We start from the raw sequence: 24,505 nt of genomic DNA, 5'->3' as shown, positions 1-24,505 counted from the left end.
GAGAGTGTCATGGCCGAGACTGGCAACGGAGCCGCGCCCCAGGCCGGTGCGCAACCCGGCGCGCAGCCGCAGGTGAAATTCCAGGTTCTGGCGCAGTTCGTGCGCGACCTGTCGTTCGAAAACGCCGTCGTGCGCGGCACCGGCATCCTGCCTGCGGGTCAGCCCGACATCCAGGTGCAGGTCAGCCTGGACGCGAAAAAGCGCGAACAGGACGGCCATTTCGAGGTGATCTCGAAATACAAGGTCGAAGCCAAGACCAAGGAAACCAACCAGACCCTGTATCTGGCGGAACTGGAATACGGCGCGATCTTCCTGATCGAGGGCCTGCCGCAGGACCAGCTGCATCCGTTCCTGCTGATCGAATGCCCGCGCATCGTCTTCCCCTATGCCCGACGCATCATCTCGGACGTGACGCGCGACGGCGGCTTCCCGCCTCTGAACCTGGAAATGATCGACTTCATGCAGATGTATCGCCAGCAACTGATGCGTCAGCAGGGCAACACGCCCGTCGCCTGAGGCGACCCCCACGATTGCCGGACGGCCGGGCCCCGCGCCCGGCCGTTCGCGTTTGCGCTTTCTTAACGGCCCTGGGCGATGCTGGCGGAACCGCCCCGGGTGCCGGGGTGCCGACAAAGGGGGTTGCCACCCGTGACCAGCACCACGCTTGAAACCGACAGCCGGCGCCCCTCGCGCCAGGACCGCCAGGCACGGGTCGGGATTTTGCGCAATCCCAACACCGCGCCGCGGCCGCCATTGCGGCGCGCTCAGCTGATGGGTCGGTGGCCCAGCCTGCGCAGCGGGCGGCGGGCCTCGGCCCTGCAAATCGCCCGTGCCACCCAATCCCTGCTGGGGCCTGACGCGGCACCGGACACTCTGGCAGACGCCGACATTCCCGCCGTGCCGACGGACCCGCCGCCGGGCGGTGCCCTGGGGATCGACCTGGCGGGATTGATCGCCTCGGTCGAACAGATCGGCACCGACAAGCCGATTCGCACCCCTTACGGTGCCGGAATGCGCGCCGATCTGCCGTCGGACAGTGCCCCGGCCCCGGCCCCGGCCAAATCCGGTATCCTGTCGGCCGATGCCTGGCTGGACGACGACCTGCCCACCCCGCTGCCGCCGCGGCCCATCGACGCCGCTCCGCCGGCCCGGCGAACGCGCCGCTGGTCCCGGTCCTTGATGGTGCTGGGCGTCGGCGGGATCGGGCTGGCGCTGGCCATCCTCGCCCTGCTGCCGGCCAGACCGGGGCTGTGAACCGCCCGCTTTACCACGGGTTCGTGTTTCGGTATCGACGCCAGAGAAACCGGACGGGGACAGCGGATGAAGCAGGCGCGCGCCTGGCAGAGGATGCTCTCGGGGCGCAGGCTGGACCTGCTGGACCCGACCCCCGTTGATATCGAGTTGCAGGATATCGCCCACGGGCTGGCCTTTGTCGCGCGCTGGAACGGTCAGACCACCGGCGACTGGCCCTATTCGGTGGCCGAGCATTCGCTGCTGGTCGAATCGCTGCTTGGACGGATGGAACCGGGCCTGGCCCCGCGCTGGCGCCTGGCTGCGCTGCTGCATGACGCGCCGGAATACGTCATCGGGGACATGATCTCGCCGGTGAAGGCCGCCGTCGGGCCCGATTACGGCGCGCTGGACGAACGGCTGACGGCGGCGATTCACATCCGTTTTGGCCTGCCCGCTGTGCTGCCTACACCGATCAAGACCCTCATCAAGAAAGCCGATATCGTCAGCGCATGGCTGGAAGCGACGCAGATCGCCGGCTTTTCCAAGGCCGAGGCCGACCGGATCTTTGGCCGTCCGACGCCCCAGGCCGCCGGCGTCACCATCGCCCCCCGCCCCCCGGCCGAGGTTCGCGCGGCCTTCATCGACCGCCACGCCCAGTTGATGGCGCAGGTGGACGCGGCCCCCGGGCGTTAATCCCCGGGTGTCAGCAGAACGTCCAGGGCGGCGGTCAGGCCCGGTGCCAGCGGTCCCAGACGTTCCAGCATCTCGTCTTGATACTGCATCGCCACCGGCAGCACCCGAGCGACCAGATCGTGCCCCGAATCGGTGAGTCGCAGCGCCAGAAGCCTGCGGTCCTGATCGTTCACCGCCTTGCTGACATAGCCCGCCGCCTCGAGCCGCGAGGCGGCGCGGCTGACCTTGGACTTTTCCATGTCCACCCGTGATTCGATGTCGCGCACCGACACGTCGCCCGCATGATGCAAATGCACCAGGACCCGCCATTCGGGGATGGTGATGCCGAAATCCTCGCGGTAGCGGTCGGCAAAGGCACGGCTGATCCGGCTGGCGGCCGCGTTCATACGGTAGGGAAGAAACGTGTTCAGGTCGAAATCGGGGGCGTCGGTCATGGGCGTCTCCAAGCGTCCGGCGAGCCGACCACAAAGCAGCGTCGAAAGCAACGGCAAGGCGCTCGGCCCTTGACATTGTTGCAACTGCAATAAATGTTAAGTGATACGAGAGATGACGATTATCCTGAGCGAACAGGAAACCCCATGACCAACCCTTCCCTTCCCGACGGCATGACCCGCGCCCCTTCGGCCGGTGGTCCGCATGACGGCTACATGCCCGGCTTCGGCAACGATTTCGAAACCGAGGCCCTGCCCGGCGCCCTGCCCCAAGGTCAGAACAGCCCGCAGAAATGCAACTACGGTCTCTATGCCGAACAGCTTTCGGGCACCGCCTTTACCGCGCCGCGCGGCCAGAACGAACGCACCTGGTGCTACCGCATCCGCCCGTCGGTCAAGCACACCGGCCGGTTCCGCAAGATCGCCGTGGACGGCTGGAAATCGGCCCCGCATGTGCTGCCCGACGTCATCAGCCTGGGCCAGTATCGCTGGGACCCGATCCCGATGCCGGGCGTCGGCGAAAGCCTGAGCTGGATCACCGGAATGCGCACCGTGACCACCGCCGGCGACGTGAACACGCAGGTCGGCATGGCCAGCCATGTCTACCTGGTGACCGCGTCGATGGTGGACGAATACTTCTTTTCGGCCGACAGTGAGTTGCTGGTCGTGCCGCAAGAGGGGCGCCTGCGGTTCTGCACCGAAATGGGCGTGATCGACCTGGAGCCCAAGGAAATCGCCATCCTGCCGCGCGGCCTGGTGTATCGGGTCGAGGTTCTGGAGGGGCCCTGCCGGGGCTTTGTGTGCGAGAATTACGGCCAGAAATTCGACCTGCCGTCGCGCGGGCCGATCGGCGCCAACTGCATGGCCAATCCGCGCGACTTCAAGACGCCGGTCGCCGCGTTCGAGGACCGCGAGGCACCCTCGCGCGTGGTCATCAAGTGGTGCGGCCAGTTCCACGAGACGCGGATCGACCACTCGCCGCTGGACGTGGTGGCCTGGCACGGCAACTATTGCCCGGTGAAATACGACCTGCGCACCTATTCGCCGGTGGGCGCGATCCTGTTCGACCACCCCGACCCGTCGATCTTCACGGTGCTGACGGCGCCCTCGGGGCAGGAGGGCACGGCCAACATCGACTTCGTGTTGTTCCGCGAACGCTGGATGGTGGCCGATCACACCTTCCGCCCGCCGTGGTATCACAAGAACATCATGTCCGAGCTGATGGGCAACATCTATGGCCAGTATGACGCCAAGCCGCAGGGCTTTCTGCCGGGCGGGCTGAGCCTGCACAACTGCATGTTGCCGCACGGGCCGGACCGCGACGCCTTTGAAGGGGCGTCCAACGCGGATCTGAAGCCGCATCTGTTGGACAACACCATGTCGTTCATGTTTGAAACGCGCTTTCCGCAGCACCTGACCCAATGGGCCGCCGAAACCGCGCCCTTGCAGGACGATTACCTGGAATGCTGGACCACGCTTGAGAAGAAATTCGACGGCACACCCGGTATCAAGGACTGAGATCTTTGCCGGACGGGCCCTGTTGCCCGTCCGTCGCCGCCCAACCCGCAGGAGATTCCATGTCGCTCATTCGCTCCTGGGTCGAAACCGCCAACGACCCCACCTGTCCGTTTCCCCTGAACAACCTGCCCTGCGGCGTCTTTTCGACCCCGGCGCTTTCGGCGCGCTGTGGCGTGGCGATCGGCGATTTCGTGCTGGATCTGGCCGGCATGGAAAAGGCCGGGCTTCTGGCACCCGCCGACACGCCCCTGTTGAACACCCCCGCGTGGAACCCGCTGATGGCCGCGGGCCCCGCGGTCTGGGACAAGCTGCGCCGCCAGCTCATCGGCCACCTGGCCCAGGGCAGCGACACCCGCGACCAGGTCGAACCCTATCTGCACGCGCTGGCCGGCGTGACGCTGCACATGCCGTTCACGGTCAGTGAATACACCGATTTCTATGCCGGCCGGAACCACGCGTTCAACGTCGGCACCATGTTCCGCGGCCCCGAGAACGCGCTGCCGCCCAACTGGTTGCATATCCCGATCGGCTACAACGGCCGGGCTTCGTCGGTGGTCGTGTCGGGCACGGACGTGCGCCGCCCCTGGGGTCAGTTGAAGGGCCCGCAGGATGCCGCGCCGCGCTGGGCGCCTTGTGCCCGTTTCGACCTGGAGCTGGAGATGGGCGCGGTGGTCGGCCAGCCCTCGAGCGGGCCGGTGACGGTGGCGGAAGCCGACGCGATGATCTTTGGCTATGTCTTGCTGAACGACTGGTCGGCGCGCGATATCCAGGCGTGGGAATATGTGCCGCTGGGCCCGTTCCAGTCAAAGGCGACGGCCACCACCATTTCGCCCTGGATCGTCACCAAGGCGGCGCTGGAACCCTTCCGCACCGCCGCGCCCGATCGCGAACAGCCCCTGCTGCCCTATTTGCAGGAACCGGGCCCAATGCTGTATGACATCGCGCTCGATGTCGAACTGGCGCCGCAGGGCGCCGCGCCCAGCGTCATTTCGCGCACCAACTACCGGGAAATGTATTATTCGGCCGCGCAGCAACTGGCGCACCACACCACGTCGGGGTGCGCGATGCGGGTCGGGGATCTGCTGGGGTCTGGCACCATCTCGGGGCCGGTCAAGGACTCGCGCGGATCGCTGCTCGAACTCAGTTGGGGCGGGCAAGAGCCGCTTTCCCTGCCGGGCGGACAGACGCGCAGCTTTCTGGAGGACGGCGACCGCCTGACGCTGAAAGGCCAGTGCCGTGGCGACGGCTATACCATCGGCTTTGGCGATTGCAGCGGCACGATCCTGCCGGCCCTGGCCGATCCCTACGCGCGCTGACCCACCGGCGCAGGGGGCCAGCCCCCTCGCCGCTGGCGCGGCTCACCCCCGGGATATTTGCCGCACAAAGAAGGGCGGGTTGACAGGCGCTTCACCCGCCCGGTCCGCTTGCCGGCATGCCGCAAGGGGTGGCCTGGCCAGACGGGCCTGTCAACGGTCGTAAAAGTCTTCCTCGGCTTCGGTGACGTCGATTTCGAGGGCTTCAAGGCCCGCTTCCAGGTTCTCGGACAGGTGCGGCATGCCCATCAGGTAATCCGCCGTCGGGGTGGTCGCCTCGGCAAAGGCGGTTTCCAGGGCCTCGGCGAAATCCTCGGGTTCGAAGGCGCCGCGGCCGACCCAAGCAATCGCCACCAGGTTGGCCTTTTCATCGTCGTTCAGCGCGTCGATGAAGGCGTGCAATTCGCCCGGGCGCCCGGATTCGCGCGCCTGAAAGATGATGTGGACCACCTTCTTGATACTGATGTCGGGCGTCATGGCGCATCTCCTGTCTGGGGCAAGCATCGCCCGGGGCGCGGCGGCGTGCAAGGGGTCGTGTTAGCCGCCCAGAATCATCGCCGCGGCCTTTTCCGCGATCATGATGGTCGGCGAGTTGGTGTTGCCCGACGGAATCGTCGGCATGATCGAGGCATCGGCCACCCTGAGCCCGCGCACGCCGTTCACGCGCAGATCCGGCGTCACCACGGCGCGCGGATCGGTGCCCATGCGGCAGGTGCCGACGGGGTGAAAGATCGTCGTGCCGATGTCGCCGGCGGCGCGGATCAGCTCGGCCTCGGTTTGCAGCGCGGGGCCGGGTTTGAATTCCTGCGGCCGGTATTTCGCCAGGGCCGGCGCCGCCATGATCCGCCGGGTCAGCCGGATCGCGTTGGCGGCGACGTGCTTGTCGGTTTCGGCCGACAGGTAGTTCGGCGCGATTTCCGGTGGGGTCATCGGATCGCGGGTGGTCACGCGGATCGACCCCCGGCTATCCGGCCTGAGATGACAGACCGAGGCCGTGACGGCCGGAAAGTCGTGGGGCGGCTGACCAAAGGCCTCGAGGCTGAGTGGCTGCACATGGTATTCCAGATCGGCCCGTTCGACCCCCGGGCCCGAGCGTGCAAAGGCCCCCAGTTGGCTGGGCGACATCGACATCGGTCCCGAGCGGAACAGCGCATATTCGGCTGCGATCCGGGCCTTTCCGAACAGACTGTTGGCCATCGTGTTCAGCGTGCGCGCGCCCGTCACCTTGAAGGCCAGGCGCAGTTGCAGGTGGTCTTGCAGGTTTTCGCCCGCGTCGCAGTCGTGGAGCGGCGCGATTCCCAGTTGGCGCAGGCGGTCGGCCGGGCCGATCCCCGCCAGTTGCAGCAACTGGGTCGAACCGACGGACCCCGCGGTCAGGATCACCTCGGCGTTGGCGCGGGCTTCGGTCGGTTGACCGTCGCGCAGATAGCGCACGCCGGTGCAACGGTTGCCATCAAGGATCAGGCCGGTAGCGTGGGCGTTCGTGTGCACCTCGATTCGGGCGCGGGCCGGGCGCAGAAACGCCTTTGCGGTATTCCAGCGCCAACCCTTGCGCTGGTTCACCTTGAAATAGGCCACGCCCTCGTTGTCGCCGGTGTTGAAATCCTGCGTCGCGGGAATTCCGGTTTCCTGCGCGGCGCGCGCCCAGTCATCCAGAATCTGCCAGCGCAGGCGCTGGTTTTCGACCCGCCACTCGCCGCCGGTGCCGTGCATGTCGCCCGGGTCTCCGGCGGCGTAATCCTCGTGTTTCTTGAAATAGGGCAGCACATCGTCCCAGCCCCATCCGGTGTTGCCCATCTGGCGCCACTGATCGTAATCCGCCGCCTGCCCGCGCAGATAGAGCATCCCGTTGATCGAACTGCACCCGCCCAGCACCTTGCCCCGGGGATAGAGCAGGCTGCGGCCGTTCAGCCCCGGCTCGGCCGCGGTGCGCAGGCGCCAGTCGGTGCGGGGATTGTCGATGCAATAGAGATACCCGACGGGCACATGCACCCAGATGTAGTTGTCGCGCCCCCCGGCCTCAAGCAACAGAACCCGGTGGCGTTCGCTCAAGCGGTTCGCCAGAAGCGACCCCGCGCTGCCCGCGCCGACGATGATATAGTCCCAATCCGCCATCAGAGCCCCCGATGCTGCCCCGTCACGTTAGGGGCAGCGCGATTCGGGCGCAATGGCCGCGGGCAGGATGTTGCGGCGGGGAAATCCGCCGATACCAGCCCTAGCGGTTGAGGTCTCTGGTCATTTTTGGTAACAATAACGACAGTTTATAACGGATTGTTAAGACGACTCGGCAAGAGTCGCACGACCTTTGGATCGAGGCAGACATGAAACACCTGATGATCGCCGCCGCCCTTGCGTTGACGACGCTGGCCCCCGTTGCGGCGATGGCCGGCCCGATCGAAACCGCCTGCAATCGATCGGATCGGCCGCAGTCCAGCCGCCAGTTGTGCCGCTGCATCGATGCCGCTGCCGACCATACGCTGACCCGATCCGAACAGCGCCGCGCGGCACGTTTCTTCACCAACCCGGACGAGGCCCAGGCGGTGCGCATGTCTTCGACCCGCGCCGACAACGAATTCTGGGCGCGCTACCGGACCTTTGGCGATCTCGCGCAGCAGATGTGCGGCGGCTAACGCCGGACCGCCACCTGGCGCGCACGCCACAGGGTGAACAGACCCGCACAGACCACGATCGCCGCCCCGATGGCCACATTGGGGCGCAGCGTTTCGTGGAACACGACGATGCCGATAAGGCTGGCAAAGACCAGTTGCAGATAGGCAAAGGGCTGGATCGCGCTGGCCTCGGCGACCTCGTAGGCGCGGATCAGCATGTAGTGGCTGCCGGCCGAGGTGATGCACAGTAGCAGCATCCAGACCCAATCCGAACCCACCATCGGCTGCCAGTGGAACACGCCCACCCCGGTGGTCACGATCAGGCCCATGATGCCCGTCCAGAAGAAGCTGACCGCGCTGCTGTCGTAGCGCCCGACATAGCGCGTCACCAGACCGTAAAGGGCGAACATCAGCGCGGCCAGAAACGGGATCAGCGCGCCGATCCGGAACACGCCGAACCCCGGTTCCAGGATCACCAGGACCCCGGCAAAGCCGATGCCGATGGCGACCCAGCGCCGCCAGCCCACGCGCTCGCCCAGGACGGGGCCGGACAGCGCGGCGATCAGCAGCGGATAGACGGCAAAGACGGCGTGCGATTCCACCAGCCCCAGCACGACAAAGCCCTTGACCGCGACCAGGATCTCCAGCGCCAGCAAAAGGCCGCGAAAGACCTGCGCCTTGGGTGCGTGGGTGCGCGCGGCGTTGCGTATGCCACCGGCCTTGCGGCTGGCGACGGTGATGACAAAGGTCGCAAAGAACCAATACCGGATCATGATGATCATGAAGACGTTGTATTGCCCCGCCAGGTGGGTCGAGATCCCGTCCTGAAGGGCAAAGACCAGCGTGACGGCGATCATCAGCCAGATCCCGAGGGTGGTGTTCTGTTCGCGGCTCATGTGGGCATCCGGGCGGTTGTCATGTGTTTCTTGCGGCCGAAACCGGGCTGGCGGGTGACGCGAAAGCCACCGGACTCGAGCGCGCGGCGGACATGGCCGGCGGCGGTATAGGTGGCCGCGGTTCCCCCGGGCCCGGTATGGCGGGCGACCTGCTGCAGAAGGGCGTCGTTCCACAGTTCGGGGTTTCGGGCGGGGGCAAAACCGTCCAGGAACCAGGCATCCGCGCGGTCTGGCCAGGGTGGCAGGGTCTGCCGGGCGTCGCCGATCCGGATTTCGGCCGCGATACCCGGCAGGTCGATGCAACGCACCGGACCATCGCCCTGCCATTGCGCGACCAGGGCGTCGGTTCCGGGCAGGGAAAAGGGGGCCAGCGCGCGGGCCATATCGGACCGGGCCATGGGAAAGGCCTCGAACGAGGTGAAGCGCAGGGTGCCGGGGCCGACCCAGACCTGCGCCAGCGCCAGCAGGTTCAGCCCGGTGCCAAAGCCCAGTTCGGCCACATGAAAACCGGCACGTAACCGCCCGGGCAGGTCGTTGCCGGCCAAAAAGACATGCCGCGTCTCATCGAGCCCGCCGGTGAAATACGGGTCGTCAAAGGCGGTGGCGACGGGCGTGTCGCTGTCGGTCCATGTCAGAGCGGGCTGGTTCATACGCATGTGAAGGGCTACAACGCGGCGACCTTTACGCGGCGGCGGGGGAAAGGCAATGGCACAAATCGCGGTCATGGGCGCGGGGATTTTCGGGCTCGCCTCGGCCTGGGCGATGGCGCGGCGCGGTGCGCGGGTCCGCGTGATCGAGGCCTCGCGCATCGGCGCGGGGGCCTCGGGCGGGGTGGTCGGCGCGCTGGCGCCGCATGTGCCCGAACAATGGAACGCGAAAAAGGCCTTTCAATTCGACAGCCTGATGATGGCCGAGGGGTTCTGGCACGCGGTCGCCAGCGCGGGCGGGGGCACGCCGGGCTATGCCCGGCTGGGCCGGGTGCAGCCCCTGGCGGATGACGCCGCCGTGGCCCGCGCGCGCGAACGCGGCGAGACGGCGCGCGAGCTGTGGCAGGGGCGGGCGACGTGGCAGGTGGTGCCGGCCCACGCGGTGGCGGGGCCCAGGGTAATCTCGGGCACGGGGCTGGTGATCCATGACACGCTGAGCGCGCGCCTGTCGCCCCGGGGTGCCGCCACGGCGCTGGTCGCCGCACTGGCCACGCGCGGCGTGACGGTCGAACAGGGCACCGTGCCGCCGCCGGGCTGGACGGTTCTATGGGCCACCGGCGCGCAGGGGTTGCGCGACCTGGGCGCGGATCTGGGCCGTCCCATGGGCAACGGGGTCAAGGGGCAAGCGGCCTTGCTGGCGGCCGATTGGCGGGATTCGCCCCAGCTTTTCGCCGACGGGTTGCATATCGTGCCACACGCGGACGCCACGGTGGCCATCGGATCGACCAGCGAACGCGACTTTGCCGCCCCCGACACGACCGATGCACAGCTTGATGACCTGATCGCGCGGGTGCGTGCGGTCTGCCCCGACCTGGCCGCCGCGCCGGTTCTGGAACGCTGGGCCGGGGTGCGTCCGCGCAGCCCCTCGCGCGCGCCGATGCTGGGGCCGTGGCCCGGGCGTGACGGTCAGTTCGTGCTGAACGGCGGGTTCAAGATCGGCTTCGGCATGGCGCCCAGGCTGGCCGAGCTGGCGGCCGACCTGTTGCTGGACGGCGCCGACGCCATCCCGCAGGGATTTCGGGTCAGCGACAACCTGGGTTGAGGGACGGGTCCCGGCGGTTCACGCCCGGCGGAAGGCCGCCGTCGCGATGCCCATGGCGATCAGCGCGCCGCCGCCCAGCCGCGAGAACCACGCCAGCACCGACGGCCGCGCCACCTTTGCGCGCAGGCGGTCGGCGAGCAGGGCATAGGCCAGCGCATTGATCGCCGCGAGGCCCACGAAAGTGACGACAAGCACCGCGAATTGCGGCAGCAGTGCCCGATCCGCCGCGACGAACTGCGGCACAAAGGCGATGAAAAAGGCGATGGACTTGGGGTTCAGCGCGGTCACCGTCGCCGCATGGGCGAAAACCGCGGCCGGGCGGGTCGCCGCAAGGGATTCGACCGGGCCCAGACGGGCACTGCCGGCGCTGCGGACCAGCTTGATGCCCAGATAGACCAGATACACCGCGCCGATCCACTTCAGCACCGTAAACAGCGCCGCCGAGGCCAGCACCAGCGCGCCCAGGCCGGCCAGCGAGGTGGTCATCGCGATCAGATCTCCCAGCGCCACGCCCGCCGCCATGGCCAGTGCAACCCGCCGGCCCTGGCTGATGGCATAGCTCAGCACCAGCAGGATCGTCGGCCCGGGAATGATCAGCAACGCCAGCGACGCGGCAACAAAGGCAAACCAGGTGTGCAGGTCCATCGTCGGTTCCTTTCTGGCGAGGCGCCCTCAGAAAGCCACGCCGGCCCGCCGGCGTAAAGGGGGCACCGCGGGTCCGCAAACGCGAAAGGCCCCGCCGGAGCGGGGCCTTTGCGAACGGTATCCGAGGGGGCCTCAGTGCAGGCGGGCATCCACCGTGGCAATCGAGCTTTCGATCAGCTTGGCGGCGTCTTCGGCTTCCATCTTCTTGGCGATCAGCTCGCGCGAGGCCGAGATGGCCACGGCGATCGCCTGGTCGCGCACCGCGCGCACGGCCGAGGCCTCGGCCGAGGCGATCTGATCCTCGGCGGCCTTCAGACGGCGCACGATCGAGGTTTCAAGATCCGCCCTCGCCTGCTGCGCGGCCAGTTCCGCGTCAGCCCTGGCCTTGGCGACGATCCGTTCGGCCTGATCCTTGACTTCGGCCTTCTTGCGCTCGAACGAGGCGCGCAGTTCCTGCGCTTCCTCGCGCAGCTTGCGGGCTTCGTCCAACTCGGCGCGAATCGTATCGGCACGCTTGTCCAGCATGGCGCCGATCATGCCCGGCACCTTGAAGAACACCAGCACGGCCAGGAAGACAAGAAAGGCGATCCAGACCACGAACTCGGTGCTACGCAGCGAGAAGAAGTTTTCTTCGGCCGCCAGCGCGGGCGTGGCGGCCAGTGCCAGAACCAGCGTCAGAATGCGGGTCATGCGGCACCCCCTTTCAGGCGGGCGTTGATCGCGGCCGTCACGGACCGCGCGTCCGCCTTGACGCCGAACGCCCCAAGGATTTCCTTGGTGGTGTCCTTGGCGACCTCGGACACGGCCTCGGCGGCGCTGGCGCGGATGTCCGCGATGCGCGCTTCGGATTCCGCGGTGCGGGCGGCGATTTCGGCATCGGCCTTGGCGATGGCGACGTCCAGATCCTTCTGGATGTCGGCGCGGGCTTCGTCGATCACCTTGGCGGCGGCGGCGCGCGCGTCGTCGAGGGCCTTGTGATAGGCGGCCTCGGCGTCAGCGGCCTGCTGTTTGTAGGTCTCGGCGGCGGCGATATCGTTGGTGATGGTGCCCGTCCGTTCGGCCAGGACCGAACCGATACGGGGCAGCGCCACGCGCGAGAGAATGAAATACAGCACGACCAGCGCGATCACGAGCCAGATGATCTGGTTCGGGAACGTGGTGATGTCGAGCTGCGGCATCCCACCAGACCCGGCCGCCTCGGCAGCATGGCCAGCGGCGGTTGCCCCGGTTTCGGCAGCGTGCCCTGCGGCGGTTTCTGCTGACATGGCGTCCTCCTGATTGACCGTATCCGCCGGATGGATCGTGCGATCCACCCGGCCGTAAGGATCACGGATAGATCAGGATCAGACGGCGAACATCAGCAGCAGCGCGACGAGGAACGAGAAGATCCCCAGCGCTTCGGCGAACGCGATACCGATGAACAGCGTGGCGGTCTGGCCAGCGGCAGCCGACGGGTTGCGCAGCGCGCCCGACAGGAAGTTGCCGGCAACGTTGCCCACACCGACCGCAGCCCCGCCCATGCCCATGCAGGCCAGGCCAGCGCCGATGTACGCACCCATTTGAACGATCGAGCCTTCCATGTTCGTCACTCCTTACGGTTGGAATTTGGCTGAGAGAGAATTCGACAGGCGTCAGTGGTGCGGATGCAGCGCATCCTTGAGGTAGACGCAGGTCAGAATGGTGAAGACGTAGGCCTGGATAAAGGCCACGAGGATTTCAAGCCCGTACATCGCGGTGATCGCCAGGATCGACAGCGGCGTGACGGCGAGGCCGATGGTGGACATCAGGATCAGCGGGGCAAAGGCGGCGAACACCTTGATGACCGCGTGACCGGCCATCATGTTGCCGGCAAGACGAATGGAATGGCTGACCGGGCGCACGAAGTAGCTGATGATCTCGATCAGGGCCAGGATCGGGCGCAGCGGCAGCGGCGCCGAGGTCACCCAGAACAGGCCCAGGAAACCCGCGCCATTCTTGACGAAGCCGACGATCGTCACGGTCAGGAACACCGCCACCGCCAGCACCGCCGTCACGGCAATATGCGAGGTCGAGGTGAACGCCCCCGGGATCAGGCCCAGAAAGTTCGAGAAGACGATGAAGATGAACAGGGTGAAGATGTAGGGGAAGAACTTCAGCCCGTCCTTGCCGGACACGTCCTCGACCATCTTGTGGACAAAGCCGTAGGCGAGTTCCGCGATCGACTGCACGCGGGTCGGCACGATCGACCGGCCCCGGGTGCCGACCACAAACAGCAAGGTCGCCATAAGCACGGCAACCAGCATCCAAAGCGCCGCGTTGGTAAAGGTCAGGGGGCCCACGACGCCATCGTCGCCGAACAGCGGGCGCACGATGAACTGGTCCATCGGATGGAACACAAGACCTTCGCTGTTATGCGCTGCTTCCGACACGTCTAGTCCCCTTCGTTCCGGGCGGCCGTCGCCGCCTCCTGGCTCTGGCGCTGGACCTCGGCGGCGGATCGCATCATCACGCGAATCCCGGCCGCCAGGCCCAGCAGAATGAACAGCACCAGAAACAGGGGCATCGTGCCGAACAGCACATCCAACCCGTATCCGATGCCAAAACCGATCAGCAGACCGGCGACAAGCTCGGTGACCATGCGCCAGGCGACATTCGCCATCTCATGGCCTTGTTGCTGCACCTTGGGGCCCGGCTGATTGGCCTTTTTCAGCTTTGCGAGCCGCTCGTCGAGCGCCTTCAGACGCTCCAGATCGTTCGGTTCCGACATTGCTGAACCCCTTGGGACAGTCGGGCGGAACCTACGGAGGGGTGGGGTCAGAGTCAAGGCTGAAAGCCGCGGTTCAAGCTATTGAAATGGCTAGGATAATTTTCGGCCGCTCACGCTGCCGTGTGCTGTTGGGCGCTATCAGGCGGCGGCGCGGACATTCAACCGATGCGTTGAACGTCGCTTGACCGTCCCGGTGGTCACCGCTACGCCTTTGCGGGTGAGCACGTCCGATCCCCTCGACACGGTCTTCATGGCGCTGGCCGATCCGACGCGGCGGGCGATCCTGACCATGCTGCTCGAGGACGACATGGCCGTCACCGACGTGGCCGAACCGTTTTCGATCTCGCTGGCGGCGATCTCAAAGCATCTGGCGATCCTGGCCGAGGCGCGGCTCATCAGTCAGGAAAAGCGCGGGCGGGTGAAGTGGTGCAAGCTTGAACCCGACGCCATGCGCGCGGCTTCGGTCTGGATGCAGGCGTTCGGCCAGTTCGAGCCGCTGAACCTGGACGCGTTCGAGCGGTTCCTGCAAGCCGAGCTGAACCTCCCGCCCGAGGGCGAGTGAGCCGAGGCCACAGCGGGCTTGGCCCCGGGTCGCGGGCTTGCTACGCTCGCGGCGGTCCCGACAGGAGTTTTCATGCGTTCCCTTCTTGCCGCCGCGATGTCCCTTATCAGCCTCTTTCCCATGACCGCGCAGGCGCAGAACGCGCCCTGCGGCGGCAGTTGGTCCAGCTTTATCGGCGACCTGCGCGCCGAGGCCGTGCGCGGCGGACTGCCCGCCGACACCGCCGATCGCTTCTTTGGCCGCCTCAGGCAGGATGACACCGTGCTGCGGCGCGACAGGGGGCAGGGGTTCTTCCAGCGCCCGTTCATCGATTTTTCGCGCTCGCTCATCAGTCAGAACCGGCTGGACCGCGCGCGGCAGATCCTGCGGCAGCAACCGGCCCTGTTCCAGCGGCTGCAACGCGAATTCGGGATCAACCCGGGCGTGATGCTGGCCTTCCTGGCCTTCGAGACCGATTTCGGGGCCTTCCAGGGTGACATCAACACCGCCAACGCGCTGGCGACCCTGGCCCATGATTGCCGGCGGCCCGAGCTGTTCCGCCCGCAACTGCTGGCCATGGCCGAACTCTATCGCCGGGGCGATCTGGACCCGGCCACCACCCAGGGCGCCTGGGCTGGCGAGATCGGCATGGTGCAGATGCTGCCGCGCGATATTCTGGCGTTGGGTGTGGATGCGGACGGCAACGGGCATGTGGATGTGCGGGGTTCGATGCCCGACGCGGTGCTGACCGGGGCCGCGCTGCTGCGCCACCACGGCTGGCGCCCCAACGAACCCTGGCTGGTCGAGGTGACGATCCCGCAGGGGCTGGACCTGACCCGCACGGGCCTGCGCACACAGATGAGCGTCGGCGACTGGCAGCGGCTGGGCGTGCAGGCGCGGGGCGTGCCGATGCCGTCGGGACGGTTGAGCGCCTCGGTGATCCTGCCCCAGGGCTATCGCGGCCCGGCGTTCATGATCTTCGACAACTTCCGCGTGATGTTCGAATGGAACCAGTCCTTCACCTATGTCGTGACCGCCGCCTATTTCGCCACCCGGATCGAAGGCGCGCCGGTCTATGACGCGGGCAACCCCGATCAGGGGCTGGACCAGAACGGCATGCGCGAGTTGCAGCGCCGGCTCGAGGCACGCGGCCATGACGTCGGCGCCATCGACGGGATCCTGGGCGCTGGCACCCGCGCGGCCGTTCAGGATGTGCAGGCGCAGTTGGGTTTGCCCGCCGATGGCTGGCCGACGCCCGAGTTGCTGCGCCGTTTGTGACCCCGGCGGGGAAAGGGCCGGGTGATTTTCCCTTGCGGCGAGGGGGTGGGCCTCCATAATCTCGGCGCGAGGGAAACAGAGCATTCTTGTCCAGAGGGAGACACCAATGGGACGCCGCGACGAACTGATTGCCAAATACGCCGACGACCTGCGCAACAAATGCGGCATGGATCCGGACATGGCGCTTCTGACCAAGGTCACCATTGGCTGCGGCCCGTCGATCTATGACGCCGACGCGTCAACCGTGGCGGGCAGCCAGCCCGGCGAGATCGAGACCGTCAAGAAGAACTTCCTGATGAAGAAGCTGGGTCTGGCCGATGGCCCCGCCCTGGACGAAGCGATCGCCGCCGCGATCCAGACCTATGGCAAGTCCGAGCGCAACAAGTATCGCGCGGTGATGTATTACATGCTGACCAAGCATTTCGGCAAGGAATCGGTCTACGGCTGAAACCGCGCCGCGCGGCATTTGTCTTAAATGCCGCGCAGCTTTCCTTTGCGGGAATCGACTGCGCGTGGCAGGGTCTGTTCATGGGGCCAGGATGGCCCGGGACATATCCAGTTTACACGTGTGGTGCGAAGGGCACGTGGGAAGATGGGGGGTTCCGGGTGACCGGCGCCCCCCATCGAATTTTCGCGTCCTGCCTTGCCGTGACCCGCCGCCCATCTGAACGCCGGCCACGGCCCCCGGTGCCACGAACAGACCGCGGGCCGGGATGGGAACCAAGGCGGCGATTTCCGGCCAGCGTCACAGGTCGGCGAAGCCGAACACCTCGTAATCCCGCCGGTAGGCGCGTCGCGCCAGCGCGCGGACCTCGTCGTCCAGGACCGCGGCCAGCCCCGTGTCGCCCTCGGGGACATAGGCGGGCGGGGTTCGGATGCCAAGGCGGCGGCCCAGGGTGGCCAGATCCTCGGTCAGGTCGTCCTCGCGCAGGATCAGATCGGGGATCACGGCCTGCGCGTAGCCCTCGAGATTGGCCGCCTGCGAGGCAAAGGCCGGCCACGGCTGCAACCCGGTCTGCCCCGACAGGCTGGCGTCGCAGAACCTGAGAAACGCCTTGAATCCGGCGCGCTCTCCGTCCTCGGGGCGGAAATCGAACAGACGGGTCATATGCTCGCGCACCGGCTGCATGTCGCCGGTCAGAACGCGGTTTCGGAACACCGCATGGGCGCGGCGCAACGGGTGGCGCAGAACCGTGAAACTGCGGAACCCGGGATGCGCACGGCGCCACTGCTCAAGCCGCCCCTGGTCGAAATCATGGGGCAGGTCGGCGGGTGCGATCGCGTCGATCGCGGCCATCCAGTCCAGCACCGCCCCCTCGGGACCGCCGCGCATCGGCAGGAACAGCAGCGGCACCGAGAGGGCCGCGTGGATGCCGGGCAGCAGGGGGCCGCGGCGGACCTCGAAGTTGGGGGTCCGGGTCAGATCGAAACGGTCGATCCGGGCCAGCGCCTGCGGCAGGGCCTGCGGGTTGGTGAGCTTCTGCTCCAGGGGCTCAGGGTTTTGCTTTTTCAGCGCGCGCGGCAGGTCGGCGATGCGCGCGGACACCCCCAGCCAACGGGCCAGCCCGTTCAGGACCGACAGGTCGTTGGCATCGTCATAGCCGATGTAGAACGCCGACTGCCCGGTGGTCTGCAAGACTCGCTGAATCTCGATCTGGGTGGCTTGCAACCGGGCGAGATGGGCCTCGAACTCGGCCCCGTCAAAGGCGACGCGGCTCTGCTTGCGGTGCTTCACGTCGCCCAGTTTCCACTGGTTCGTCGCTGCGGCGATCTTGCGTGAGACGTAGCTGTCCAGCGGATTGCGCGTCAGCACGATCTTGGCGCAGGCGGTGTCGGCCAGAACGTGGTCCCAGATGCGCCGGTCGTGATCGTGAAACAGCCGGAAGCCCACCATCCGCCCGCCCCCCGCCCGCACCGCGTTGAGCAGCCGCCACGGATCGCCATCGCGCTGCGCCAGGGTGACATCGCGATAGCGTTCCGTTGCCGGCGTGTTGATGAACCCCGGGTTGAACAGCTCGCCGTGGCATTCGATGCCGTCAAAGGCGTTCAGGTTCGATTCCAGCAGGTTCGAGCCGGTGCGCATTTCGGCGAGAACCACGAAATAGTCGAATGCCATGCGTTACTTCATCCGATGCGAGGGGTCGGGGCTGACCGGGGTCTGCGGGAATTCCCCCATCAGCACGGGCTGCATCCCCTGATTGCGCAGCTCTTGCAGGAAGGTGCCGAAACCGGACAAGTCCACCAGATCGGGCAGCCGGATCAGGCGCGCCTGCGAATGCGGGGCGATCTCGTCGAACAGGGTGTGCAGGGGCTCGGCCGGGTTTTCCAGGAACTCGGCCATGGTCCAGATGCGGATGCGGGCGCGCGTGCCGGGCGATTGCAGGATTTCGATCATCTGCGTTTCGATGCGTTGCAGGCGGGCGGCCTCGCGGCGGATTTCGGCGGTCGGGCGACCCGAACGGTAGAGCGGCACCGCCCAGGCGCCCGAGATGACCGAAATCTGCGCGTTGGAATCCGCCGCCATCAGCCACAGCAGATCGAATTTCCTGCCCTGCGTGTCGCCCGGACCGAACTGGAAGCACTGGCGCTCGCCCCGGGTGGCCCACAGCAGGTTGGTCAGAAAGGCGCGGGGATTGTAGTCGCGCAATCCGGCGCTGTCCGACAGCCCTCCGGCAAAGATCTTTTCGCGGTTGGCGAATTCGACCTTGTGCGGGGCAAAGAGATGGCCGTGCACGCGGCAGTTGGCCACGGCGGACAGCCAGCCCTCGAAATCCTGGAACACCTCGGTAAAGCCCTGAAAGACGGAATAGGGCTCGGCTGTCTTGCCGTTCTCGCGGTTCTTCACGGGAAAGCGGCTGGCCATATACAGACCCGGCCGACCCCGCACGCGCTGCGCGGTGGCCTTGGCGAAATGCCGGTCGATGCGCGAGGGCTGGGGCTCGGCGCTGGAGGTGCTTTCGCGCGGGGCGAGGAAGTGCTGATACAGCCGGTCCGCGCCGGGCCAGACCTTGCGCACCATGAAGCATTCTGAGCGGCGCAGCAGTTGCAGGTGGTCGTCATAGAACACATGCGGCCGGCCGGTGTGGTCGAATTTTCCCAGTGTCAGGGACCGGCTTTCGATGCGGCGGGCGTGCAGCCGCACCAGAGTCTGGAAATAGCTTTCGTCGGGAATCCAGACGCGCCGGAAATACCGTTCGAACGGGCGGCGCATCGGGTCCTTCAGGATCGCCTGAAGGGTTTCGCGCGTCAGACACCACCATTGCGAGCCCATGTGCGGCACGATCCCGTCGGGAATGTCGCGCCGCACCCTGAGCAGCCGCTGCGCATCGACCAGCCGATCGAACAGCCATTTGTTGCGCTTGAACCCGATGGGGAAATGCAACGTGAAGCGTTCCTCGTGCAGACCGCCCTTGGTCCAGTTCACATCGGCCACGTTCACCGATTCGATGAAATCGGTGTCGGGGTGGCGGTCCAGCCAGGCGGCCAGCTCCGCGATCGGTCTGAGCGGCATGCAGGCGCCGGACAGGGCATAGACCCTTTCCACCTCAGGGCAGGTGTCGAGCAGCATCTCGGTCGCCGTCTGCATCGCGGCAACCAGCGACCAGGTGCCCCATTCGCCCCGGTGACGGCGGCAGAAGCGAACCCCGGGCAGGTCCGCCAGCGCCTGCACCAGCGTCTGATACTGCGCGGCAGAGGTCGAGGCATCGACATGGATCACCAGCGGGCTGCCGGCCTCGGCGACATACCGGGCAACCTGCGCCGCGCGGTGCAGCGCGGTATGCACCAGCATGATGAAGCCCAGCCGCGCGCTCACGCCCAGTTCCCTTTCGACATCAGCCCCAGGATCTCCAGCTGGCGCCAGTTGATGAAGCGTTCGGACCATTTGTTCCACAGATCCGTGCGGTCGGAAAGCACGGCGGCATAGGCCTGGTATTCGCGCCCACCGGCGTAATGTTGCGCGCGCTGGATTTCCTCGCGGGCCTTGTCGCCCAGCGTCTCGAGGAATTTTGCGTGCAACAGGCACCCCGAGGCCTTTTCGCCCCCCAGCGTGTCATAGGTCAGGTTCAGCCCGCGCGGCAGCAACATGTGGGTCGAGCTGACATAGGCATAGCCCCGGTCCCATTTCACCAGCGGCACCTTGTTCAGCGCGGGCGCGGCGCGGGGCTGTTCGGCAAAGAACCCGCGTGCCCGGGGGCCGCCCTGAATCCACAGGTTGCCGTATTGGCCGTTGCGCGTGATGGCGTAGTTCGCGCTGTCGAACCAATGCGCGATCTCGAACGGATTCTGCCCCTCGGCGCAGGGCTGATCGCCGACCGGGCCCTTGGGATACATGTCCAGGATCAGCGTGCCGAAACTGCGCAGCCCGGCATCGTCCAGCCAGTCGGTCAGCGCACGCAGCGGGCGCGTATCGCAGAACGGATACAGAAAGAACTCATCGACATCGACCACCAGCGCCCAGCGCCCGTGCGCGTGCCGGGCCAGCAGCGCGTTGATCCAGTCCACGCCGAACCGCGCGCCGGCATAGCTGGCCGTGGTGGACCAGACCGAGGCGTCGGGCTGCGCCGTCAGATAGTCGGCCGACCCGTCGTCCGAGCCGTTGTCGATGAACAGGAAATGTTCGACGCCCAGATCCCGGTAGTATTTCAGGAACCAGGGCAGCCGGGGCCGTTCGTTCCTGAGGGTCGCGAACAACAGGATACTGCGCGGGCCCAGCGCCGCTGTGCGATCCGCCAAAGGCCTGAGGTCCCGCGCCTTGCGGCGGGCGCGGATCAACCAGCGCTTGCGGTTCCACCGCAGGCGGTATGACGTCACAATGCCCAACCGATCACCCGTAACAAACAGCCTGATTCGTCCGGTCTACCCCGGCGCGAATCAGGATCAAACCGAAAACTTTCGGACGGGTTTCCGGCCTGGAGCGACCGGCGCCTCATGCCCAACCACCGCGCGACATCAGCCCCTCGGCCTCGAGCTGGCGCCAGCCCCGGTAGCGGCTGGCGTGGGGATGCCACAGATCCGGTGCGGCGGTCAGCGCGTCGTAATAGGCGTCAAAGGCACCGGGCGCACCGAAATGCTGGCGGCGGGTTTTTTCCTCGGCCGAGCGCGCGCCGATGCCGGGCAGGAACTTGGTGTGCAGCAACACGCCCGACAGTTTCTCGCCGCCGTCGGTGGCATAGATGCGGTTCAGCGCGTGCGGCAGCAGCGTATGGGTCGAATTGACATAGGCATAGCGCCAGGACCATTTGACCAGCGGCACCTTGGTCAGGGTCGGGCCCTTGTGCGGCGCGTCCGCGAAAAAGGCCCGCGCGCGCGGCCCACCCTGGATCCACAGCGCACCGCTTTCGGGCTTTTGCTGGATCGTGTAGTTGGCGCTGTCATACCAGCACAGAACCTCAAGCGGGTCCTGGCCGGGGCCAAAAGGGGCGGCGTCCAGCGGGCCCCGGGGATAGAGATCCAGCATCAGCGCGCCGAAACTGCGCTCTCCCTCGGACTCGAGCCAGGCTGTCAGCGCCGGCAGCGGGCGGGTGTCGTGGTGCGGATAGACCAGCAGTTCGTCGGCATCGACCGTCAGGCACCAATGCCCGTCGCCGTGGCGCATCAGCAGCGCCTGCACCCAGTCCACGCCAAAGCGCGCGGCACGGTAGCTGGCCCGCGTATGCCAGACCGAGACATCCGCCTGATCGACCAGCAGGTCGCGGCTGGCGTCGGTGCTGTCATTGTCCACGACCAGAAAATGCGCGACGCCCAGCGCGCGGTAATGGGCCAGCAGATGCGGCAGGCGTTGGGCCTCGTTGCGCAGGACCAGAAAGGCCAGCACGTCGCCTTTGCGTATCGCATCGGTCCGGTCGGCCAGCGCCGCCAGTTCGCGCCGCTTGCGCCAGGCCCGCGCCAGCCGCATCTGCCGCCGCCGCCGCCACCGCAATGCCTCGATCAACGCGCCTGCCTTGCCCATTCGCCCCTCACGTCCGGGCGTCATCTTGCCCGAAATACGCGCGGGGGTGAATCCGCGAATGCGAAGAGGGGGCGACAAGCCCCCTCTCGTCCGGTTCGGTGGCGTGTCGGGCCTTATTCGGCGGCCGCGCGCATCGCCATCATGTCGTAGATGTAGTCTTCCAGCTCGTCGCGCAGGTCGGCGCGCGCCAGGCCGAAGGCCACCGTCGCCTGCAAGAACCCCGCCTTGGACCCGCAGTCGAATCGCTGACCCTGGAAGCGGTAGCCATAGACGTTGTTCTTGGCCTCGATCTGCTTGGCGATGGCGTCGGTCAGCTGGATTTCCCCGCCCGCGCCGGTCTGCTGGCCGTCAAGGGCGCGCAGCACATCGGGCGACAGGATGTAACGGCCGATCACCGCCAGGTTCGAAGGCGCGGTGCCCGGGGCGGGTTTCTCGACCATGCCGCGCACCGGCAGCAGGGGGCTGATCCCCGCGGGCACGTCCAGCACGCCATAGGACGAGGCTTTCTCGGCCGGGACCTCCATCGCGGCGACCATGTTGCCGCCGGTTTCCTCATACGCCTCGACCATCTGCTTCAGGCAGGGCTTTTCGGCGGCGATCACGTCGTCGGGCAGCAGCACCGCAAAGGGTTCGTCCCCGATCAGATGGCGGGCACACCAGACCGCGTGGCCCAGGCCCAGCGCCTGGTTCTGGCGAACATACGCGATGGCGCCCGAATCCATGCAGGTCTCGTTGTAGATGTTCAGCAGGTCGGTCTTGTTCTTCGCCTTCAGCGACTGCTCCAGTTCGGGGGCGCGGTCGAAGTAGTCCTCAAGCGCGCTTTTCCCGCGCGAGGTGACAAAGATGAATTCGGTGATCCCGGCTTCGCGCGCCTCGTCGATCGCGTATTGGATCAACGGGCGGTCAACCAGCGTCAGGACCTCTTTCGGAACGGATTTCGTAGCGGGCAGGAAACGCGTGCCCATCCCGGCGACGGGGAACACAGCCTTCGTGACTTTATTGCGCATCGGATCTTCCACCTTGCTGTGAAGACGAGCGTTCTGCCCGTCGATATGCAGGTTCTGCTTCGCAATCTGGGCGCGTTTGTGGCTGGAAATCGGGCTTTTAGGGTTAATTTGGGGAAATTAGTCTGGCGGGCCCCGAAACCCGCCAGAGTTGAATCAGCGCAGCGCCACCCCGGGCGACAGAACCAGGAAGAACGGGTTTTCATAGCCCGGCTTGCCATAGGTCAGAGGCGTATGGTCGTCGAAGCGCAGCACCTGCCCGCCGGCGCCCAGAACGACCGCATGACCGGCGGCGGTGTCCCATTCCATGGTGCGGCCCAGGCGGGGGTAGAAATCGGCCTCGCCGGTGGCGACCAGGCAGAATTTCAGCGACGAGCCCGCGCTCTTGGCGTCCTTGACGGCGTAGCAGTTGATATAGGTATCCGTCGCCGCGTCCCGGTGCGATTTCGAGGCCACGACCAGAAGCGCCGCGTTGTCGGGCTGCGACACGCGAATCGCCGTCCGGGCGCCCGGATCGGCGCCAAAGGGGCCGGCCTCTTCGACCGACGACCCGTCTGCGCGGGTGTAGAACAGGCGCGCGCGGGCCGGAGCATAGACCACACCGCGCACCGGCACGCCGTTTTCGACCAGCGCGATGTTCACCGTGAAATCGCCGCGCCGCTGGACGAATTCCTTGGTTCCGTCCAGAGGATCGACGATGATGAAGCGCGTGGCCTGGATGCGGTGGGATTCGGTCAGTTCCTCGGTCACGACGGGAAGGTCGGGAAACACCTCCGCCAGCTCGGCCCGGATCAGCGCATCGGCGGCTTCGTCGGCTTCGGTCACGGGCGAACTGTCGGATTTGGTGCGCGCTTCGAAATCGGGGCGTCCATAAACCTCCATGATGACGGCGCCGGCTTTCAGGGCGATCGCTCGAAACGCGGTTTCAACCAGTTGGTGAAAGTCTTGGGTCATGAGACGCCTTCGGTATCAGGGTCGAGTTGATCGACAACGGGTTTGGGCTTACCCTCTGGCCCTGCCGGAACACAAGTCCACAACCCCGGGGTCAGCCCGGGAACGGCAGGAAAGCGCGGATGCTCAACAATCGCAGCCATGAAACCTGGTTCGCCTCGGCGTTCACGATCGCCGAGCTGACGTTCCACGCCGCCGTGCGCAGCGCCCGCAACTCGCACGGGAACGCGCTGATCGGCCTGCTGCTGAACATCTTCCAGACGGTGATGCTGGTCGGGGTGTTCTGGGCGATGTATTATTTCACCGGCTGGGGATCGCGCGGCATTCGCGGCGACTTCATGCTGTATCTGATGACCGGCGTGTTCCTGTATATGGGCCACGTCAAGGCCATGTCGGCGGTCGTCGCGGCCGAGGGGCCGACCTCGGCCATGATGAAGCACGCGCCGATGAACACCATCGTCGCCATCGGCGCCGCCGCGCTGGGCGAGTTGTATATCCAGCTTCTGTCGATGTTCGTGGTGCTGTTTCTCTACGATGCCGCCTGGATGCCGCTCGAAATCTACGACCCGCTGGGTTGCATCCTGATGCTGCTGCTGGGCTGGTTTTCCGGCGTGGCCATCGGCATGGTGTTCCTGGCCGCAAAGCCCTGGGCGCCCAAGGCCGTCGTCATGCTGTCGCAGATCTATTCGCGCATCAACATGTTCGCCTCGGGCAAGATGTTCGTCGCCAATGCGCTGCCCGGCGCGATGCTGCCCTATTTCGAATGGAACCCGCTGTTTCACATCATCGACCAGGCGCGCGGGTTCGCGTTCCTGAATTACAATCCGCACTATACGAACCTGTTTTACCCGGTCGCCATTACCTTTGCCGCGCTGCTTCTGGGCCTGATGGGCGAATTCTACACGCGGCGGCAGGCCTCGCTGAGCTGGGGCGCCAAACATTAGGAGG

28 protein-coding genes are annotated in these 24,505 nt (G+C 66.4%); 11 read left to right on the top strand and 17 right to left on the bottom strand.

The features are described from left to right. The first annotated feature begins 9 nt into the window (after positions 1 to 9). The 3 genes from secB (at position 10) to H6900_03875 (ending at position 1,926) form a co-directional block, all read left to right on the top strand. Complete coding sequence (secB, locus tag H6900_03885) at positions 10 to 516, top strand: protein-export chaperone SecB (GenBank protein ID MCC0072413.1); 507 nt, start codon at positions 10 to 12, stop codon at positions 514 to 516. 255 nt (positions 517 to 771) lie between these two features. Further along, on the top strand, positions 772 to 1,254 hold the full coding sequence (locus H6900_03880; GenBank protein MCC0072412.1) for a hypothetical protein: 483 nt from the start codon (positions 772 to 774) through the stop codon (positions 1,252 to 1,254). A gap of 66 nt (positions 1,255 to 1,320) precedes the next feature. Further along, complete coding sequence (locus tag H6900_03875) at positions 1,321 to 1,926, top strand: HD family hydrolase (GenBank protein MCC0072411.1); 606 nt, start codon at positions 1,321 to 1,323, stop codon at positions 1,924 to 1,926. On the opposite strand, the gene H6900_03870 is transcribed toward H6900_03875, so the two are convergent. Next, positions 1,923 to 2,360, bottom strand: coding sequence for a winged helix-turn-helix transcriptional regulator (locus H6900_03870; GenBank protein MCC0072410.1), 438 nt, complete (start codon positions 2,358 to 2,360; stop codon positions 1,923 to 1,925). The genes H6900_03875 and H6900_03870 overlap by 4 nt on opposite strands. A gap of 144 nt (positions 2,361 to 2,504) precedes the next feature. Here H6900_03870 and H6900_03865 point away from each other — a divergent pair, with 144 nt between their 5' ends. Together H6900_03865 and fahA are read left to right on the top strand one after the other, a co-directional pair. Then, complete coding sequence (locus H6900_03865) at positions 2,505 to 3,875, top strand: homogentisate 1,2-dioxygenase (protein ID MCC0072409.1); 1,371 nt, start codon at positions 2,505 to 2,507, stop codon at positions 3,873 to 3,875. A 59-nt stretch (positions 3,876 to 3,934) separates the two neighbouring features. Continuing rightward, entirely contained in the window at positions 3,935 to 5,191 is a 1,257-nt protein-coding gene (fahA, locus tag H6900_03860) for a fumarylacetoacetase (protein ID MCC0072408.1), read from the top strand. A 150-nt stretch (positions 5,192 to 5,341) separates the two neighbouring features. On the opposite strand, the gene H6900_03855 is transcribed toward fahA, so the two are convergent. Then, positions 5,342 to 5,665, bottom strand: coding sequence for a DUF3775 domain-containing protein (locus tag H6900_03855; GenBank protein ID MCC0072407.1), 324 nt, complete (start codon positions 5,663 to 5,665; stop codon positions 5,342 to 5,344). A gap of 60 nt (positions 5,666 to 5,725) precedes the next feature. After that, entirely contained in the window at positions 5,726 to 7,303 is a 1,578-nt protein-coding gene (locus H6900_03850) for a GMC family oxidoreductase N-terminal domain-containing protein (protein MCC0072406.1), read from the bottom strand. A gap of 206 nt (positions 7,304 to 7,509) precedes the next feature. Between H6900_03850 and H6900_03845 the strand changes: the two genes are divergently transcribed. After that, positions 7,510 to 7,818, top strand: coding sequence for a hypothetical protein (locus tag H6900_03845; protein ID MCC0072405.1), 309 nt, complete (start codon positions 7,510 to 7,512; stop codon positions 7,816 to 7,818). On the opposite strand, the gene H6900_03840 is transcribed toward H6900_03845, so the two are convergent. Both H6900_03840 and mnmD read right to left on the bottom strand, forming a co-directional pair. Then, positions 7,815 to 8,693 (bottom strand): DMT family transporter, encoded by an 879-nt coding sequence (locus tag H6900_03840; protein ID MCC0072404.1) that lies wholly within the window; start codon positions 8,691 to 8,693, stop codon positions 7,815 to 7,817. The two genes, H6900_03845 and H6900_03840, sit on opposite strands and share 4 nt — an antisense overlap. Then, entirely contained in the window at positions 8,690 to 9,343 is a 654-nt protein-coding gene (gene mnmD / locus H6900_03835) for a tRNA (5-methylaminomethyl-2-thiouridine)(34)-methyltransferase MnmD (GenBank protein MCC0072403.1), read from the bottom strand. Before mnmD ends, H6900_03840 begins: the two co-directional genes overlap by 4 nt. Positions 9,344 to 9,398: 55 nt before the next feature. Between mnmD and H6900_03830 the strand changes: the two genes are divergently transcribed. Beyond that, complete coding sequence (locus H6900_03830; GenBank protein ID MCC0072402.1) at positions 9,399 to 10,442, top strand: FAD-binding oxidoreductase; 1,044 nt, start codon at positions 9,399 to 9,401, stop codon at positions 10,440 to 10,442. Between the two features lie 18 nt (positions 10,443 to 10,460). On the opposite strand, the gene H6900_03825 is transcribed toward H6900_03830, so the two are convergent. From H6900_03825 to H6900_03800, 6 genes are all read right to left on the bottom strand, one after another. Then, a complete protein-coding gene (locus H6900_03825; GenBank protein MCC0072401.1) occupies positions 10,461 to 11,087 on the bottom strand; it encodes a LysE family translocator in 627 nt (208 codons plus the stop codon). Between the two features lie 132 nt (positions 11,088 to 11,219). Beyond that, a complete protein-coding gene (locus H6900_03820) occupies positions 11,220 to 11,777 on the bottom strand; it encodes a F0F1 ATP synthase subunit B (GenBank protein MCC0072400.1) in 558 nt (185 codons plus the stop codon). Then, positions 11,774 to 12,352, bottom strand: a complete 579-nt coding sequence (locus H6900_03815; GenBank protein MCC0072399.1) for a F0F1 ATP synthase subunit B' — start codon at positions 12,350 to 12,352, stop codon at positions 11,774 to 11,776. Before H6900_03815 ends, H6900_03820 begins: the two co-directional genes overlap by 4 nt. Before the next feature lie 78 nt (positions 12,353 to 12,430). Continuing rightward, on the bottom strand, positions 12,431 to 12,667 hold the full coding sequence (locus tag H6900_03810) for a F0F1 ATP synthase subunit C (GenBank protein ID MCC0072398.1): 237 nt from the start codon (positions 12,665 to 12,667) through the stop codon (positions 12,431 to 12,433). A 51-nt stretch (positions 12,668 to 12,718) separates the two neighbouring features. Then, on the bottom strand, positions 12,719 to 13,450 hold the full coding sequence (locus H6900_03805; protein MCC0072397.1) for a F0F1 ATP synthase subunit A: 732 nt from the start codon (positions 13,448 to 13,450) through the stop codon (positions 12,719 to 12,721). Positions 13,451 to 13,497: 47 nt separating this feature from the next. Further along, positions 13,498 to 13,833, bottom strand: coding sequence for an AtpZ/AtpI family protein (locus H6900_03800; protein MCC0072396.1), 336 nt, complete (start codon positions 13,831 to 13,833; stop codon positions 13,498 to 13,500). A gap of 250 nt (positions 13,834 to 14,083) precedes the next feature. Here H6900_03800 and H6900_03795 point away from each other — a divergent pair, with 250 nt between their 5' ends. The 3 genes from H6900_03795 (at position 14,084) to H6900_03785 (ending at position 16,100) form a co-directional block, all read left to right on the top strand. Next, positions 14,084 to 14,395, top strand: a complete 312-nt coding sequence (locus H6900_03795) for a winged helix-turn-helix transcriptional regulator (protein ID MCC0072395.1) — start codon at positions 14,084 to 14,086, stop codon at positions 14,393 to 14,395. Positions 14,396 to 14,467: 72 nt separating this feature from the next. Next, positions 14,468 to 15,652, top strand: coding sequence for a lytic murein transglycosylase (locus H6900_03790; protein ID MCC0072394.1), 1,185 nt, complete (start codon positions 14,468 to 14,470; stop codon positions 15,650 to 15,652). A gap of 106 nt (positions 15,653 to 15,758) precedes the next feature. Further along, positions 15,759 to 16,100: a DUF2853 family protein gene (locus H6900_03785; protein MCC0072393.1), complete on the top strand. Its 342-nt coding sequence runs from the start codon at positions 15,759 to 15,761 to the stop codon at positions 16,098 to 16,100. Between the two features lie 297 nt (positions 16,101 to 16,397). Here H6900_03785 and H6900_03780 read toward each other — a convergent pair whose 3' ends face one another. The 6 genes from H6900_03780 to cysQ form a co-directional block, all read right to left on the bottom strand. Further along, entirely contained in the window at positions 16,398 to 17,768 is a 1,371-nt protein-coding gene (locus H6900_03780) for a nodulation protein NodH (protein ID MCC0072392.1), read from the bottom strand. 3 nt (positions 17,769 to 17,771) lie between these two features. Continuing rightward, positions 17,772 to 19,535, bottom strand: a complete 1,764-nt coding sequence (locus H6900_03775) for a glycosyl transferase (protein MCC0072391.1) — start codon at positions 19,533 to 19,535, stop codon at positions 17,772 to 17,774. Further along, positions 19,463 to 20,473, bottom strand: a complete 1,011-nt coding sequence (locus H6900_03770; protein MCC0072390.1) for a glycosyltransferase family 2 protein — start codon at positions 20,471 to 20,473, stop codon at positions 19,463 to 19,465. Before H6900_03770 ends, H6900_03775 begins: the two co-directional genes overlap by 73 nt. Before the next feature lie 106 nt (positions 20,474 to 20,579). Then, positions 20,580 to 21,602 carry a glycosyltransferase family 2 protein gene (locus tag H6900_03765; protein ID MCC0072389.1) on the bottom strand — a complete coding sequence of 341 codons (1,023 nt, stop codon included), beginning with the start codon at positions 21,600 to 21,602 and terminating at the stop codon, positions 20,580 to 20,582. Between the two features lie 113 nt (positions 21,603 to 21,715). Beyond that, complete coding sequence (gene galU, locus H6900_03760) at positions 21,716 to 22,609, bottom strand: UTP--glucose-1-phosphate uridylyltransferase GalU (protein MCC0072388.1); 894 nt, start codon at positions 22,607 to 22,609, stop codon at positions 21,716 to 21,718. Positions 22,610 to 22,762: 153 nt separating this feature from the next. Further along, on the bottom strand, positions 22,763 to 23,560 hold the full coding sequence (gene cysQ / locus H6900_03755; GenBank protein MCC0072387.1) for a 3'(2'),5'-bisphosphate nucleotidase CysQ: 798 nt from the start codon (positions 23,558 to 23,560) through the stop codon (positions 22,763 to 22,765). A 119-nt stretch (positions 23,561 to 23,679) separates the two neighbouring features. Between cysQ and H6900_03750 the strand changes: the two genes are divergently transcribed. Then, entirely contained in the window at positions 23,680 to 24,501 is an 822-nt protein-coding gene (locus H6900_03750) for an ABC transporter permease (protein ID MCC0072386.1), read from the top strand. Positions 24,502 to 24,505 lie beyond the last annotated feature (4 nt).

It is taken from the genome of Rhodobacter sp. (assembly GCA_020637515.1).
In the GTDB taxonomy this organism is placed as follows: domain Bacteria; phylum Pseudomonadota; class Alphaproteobacteria; order Rhodobacterales; family Rhodobacteraceae; genus Pararhodobacter.
The sequence above is the reverse complement of the archived record's forward strand: the minus strand, read 5'-3'. Positions and strand labels throughout refer to the sequence as shown.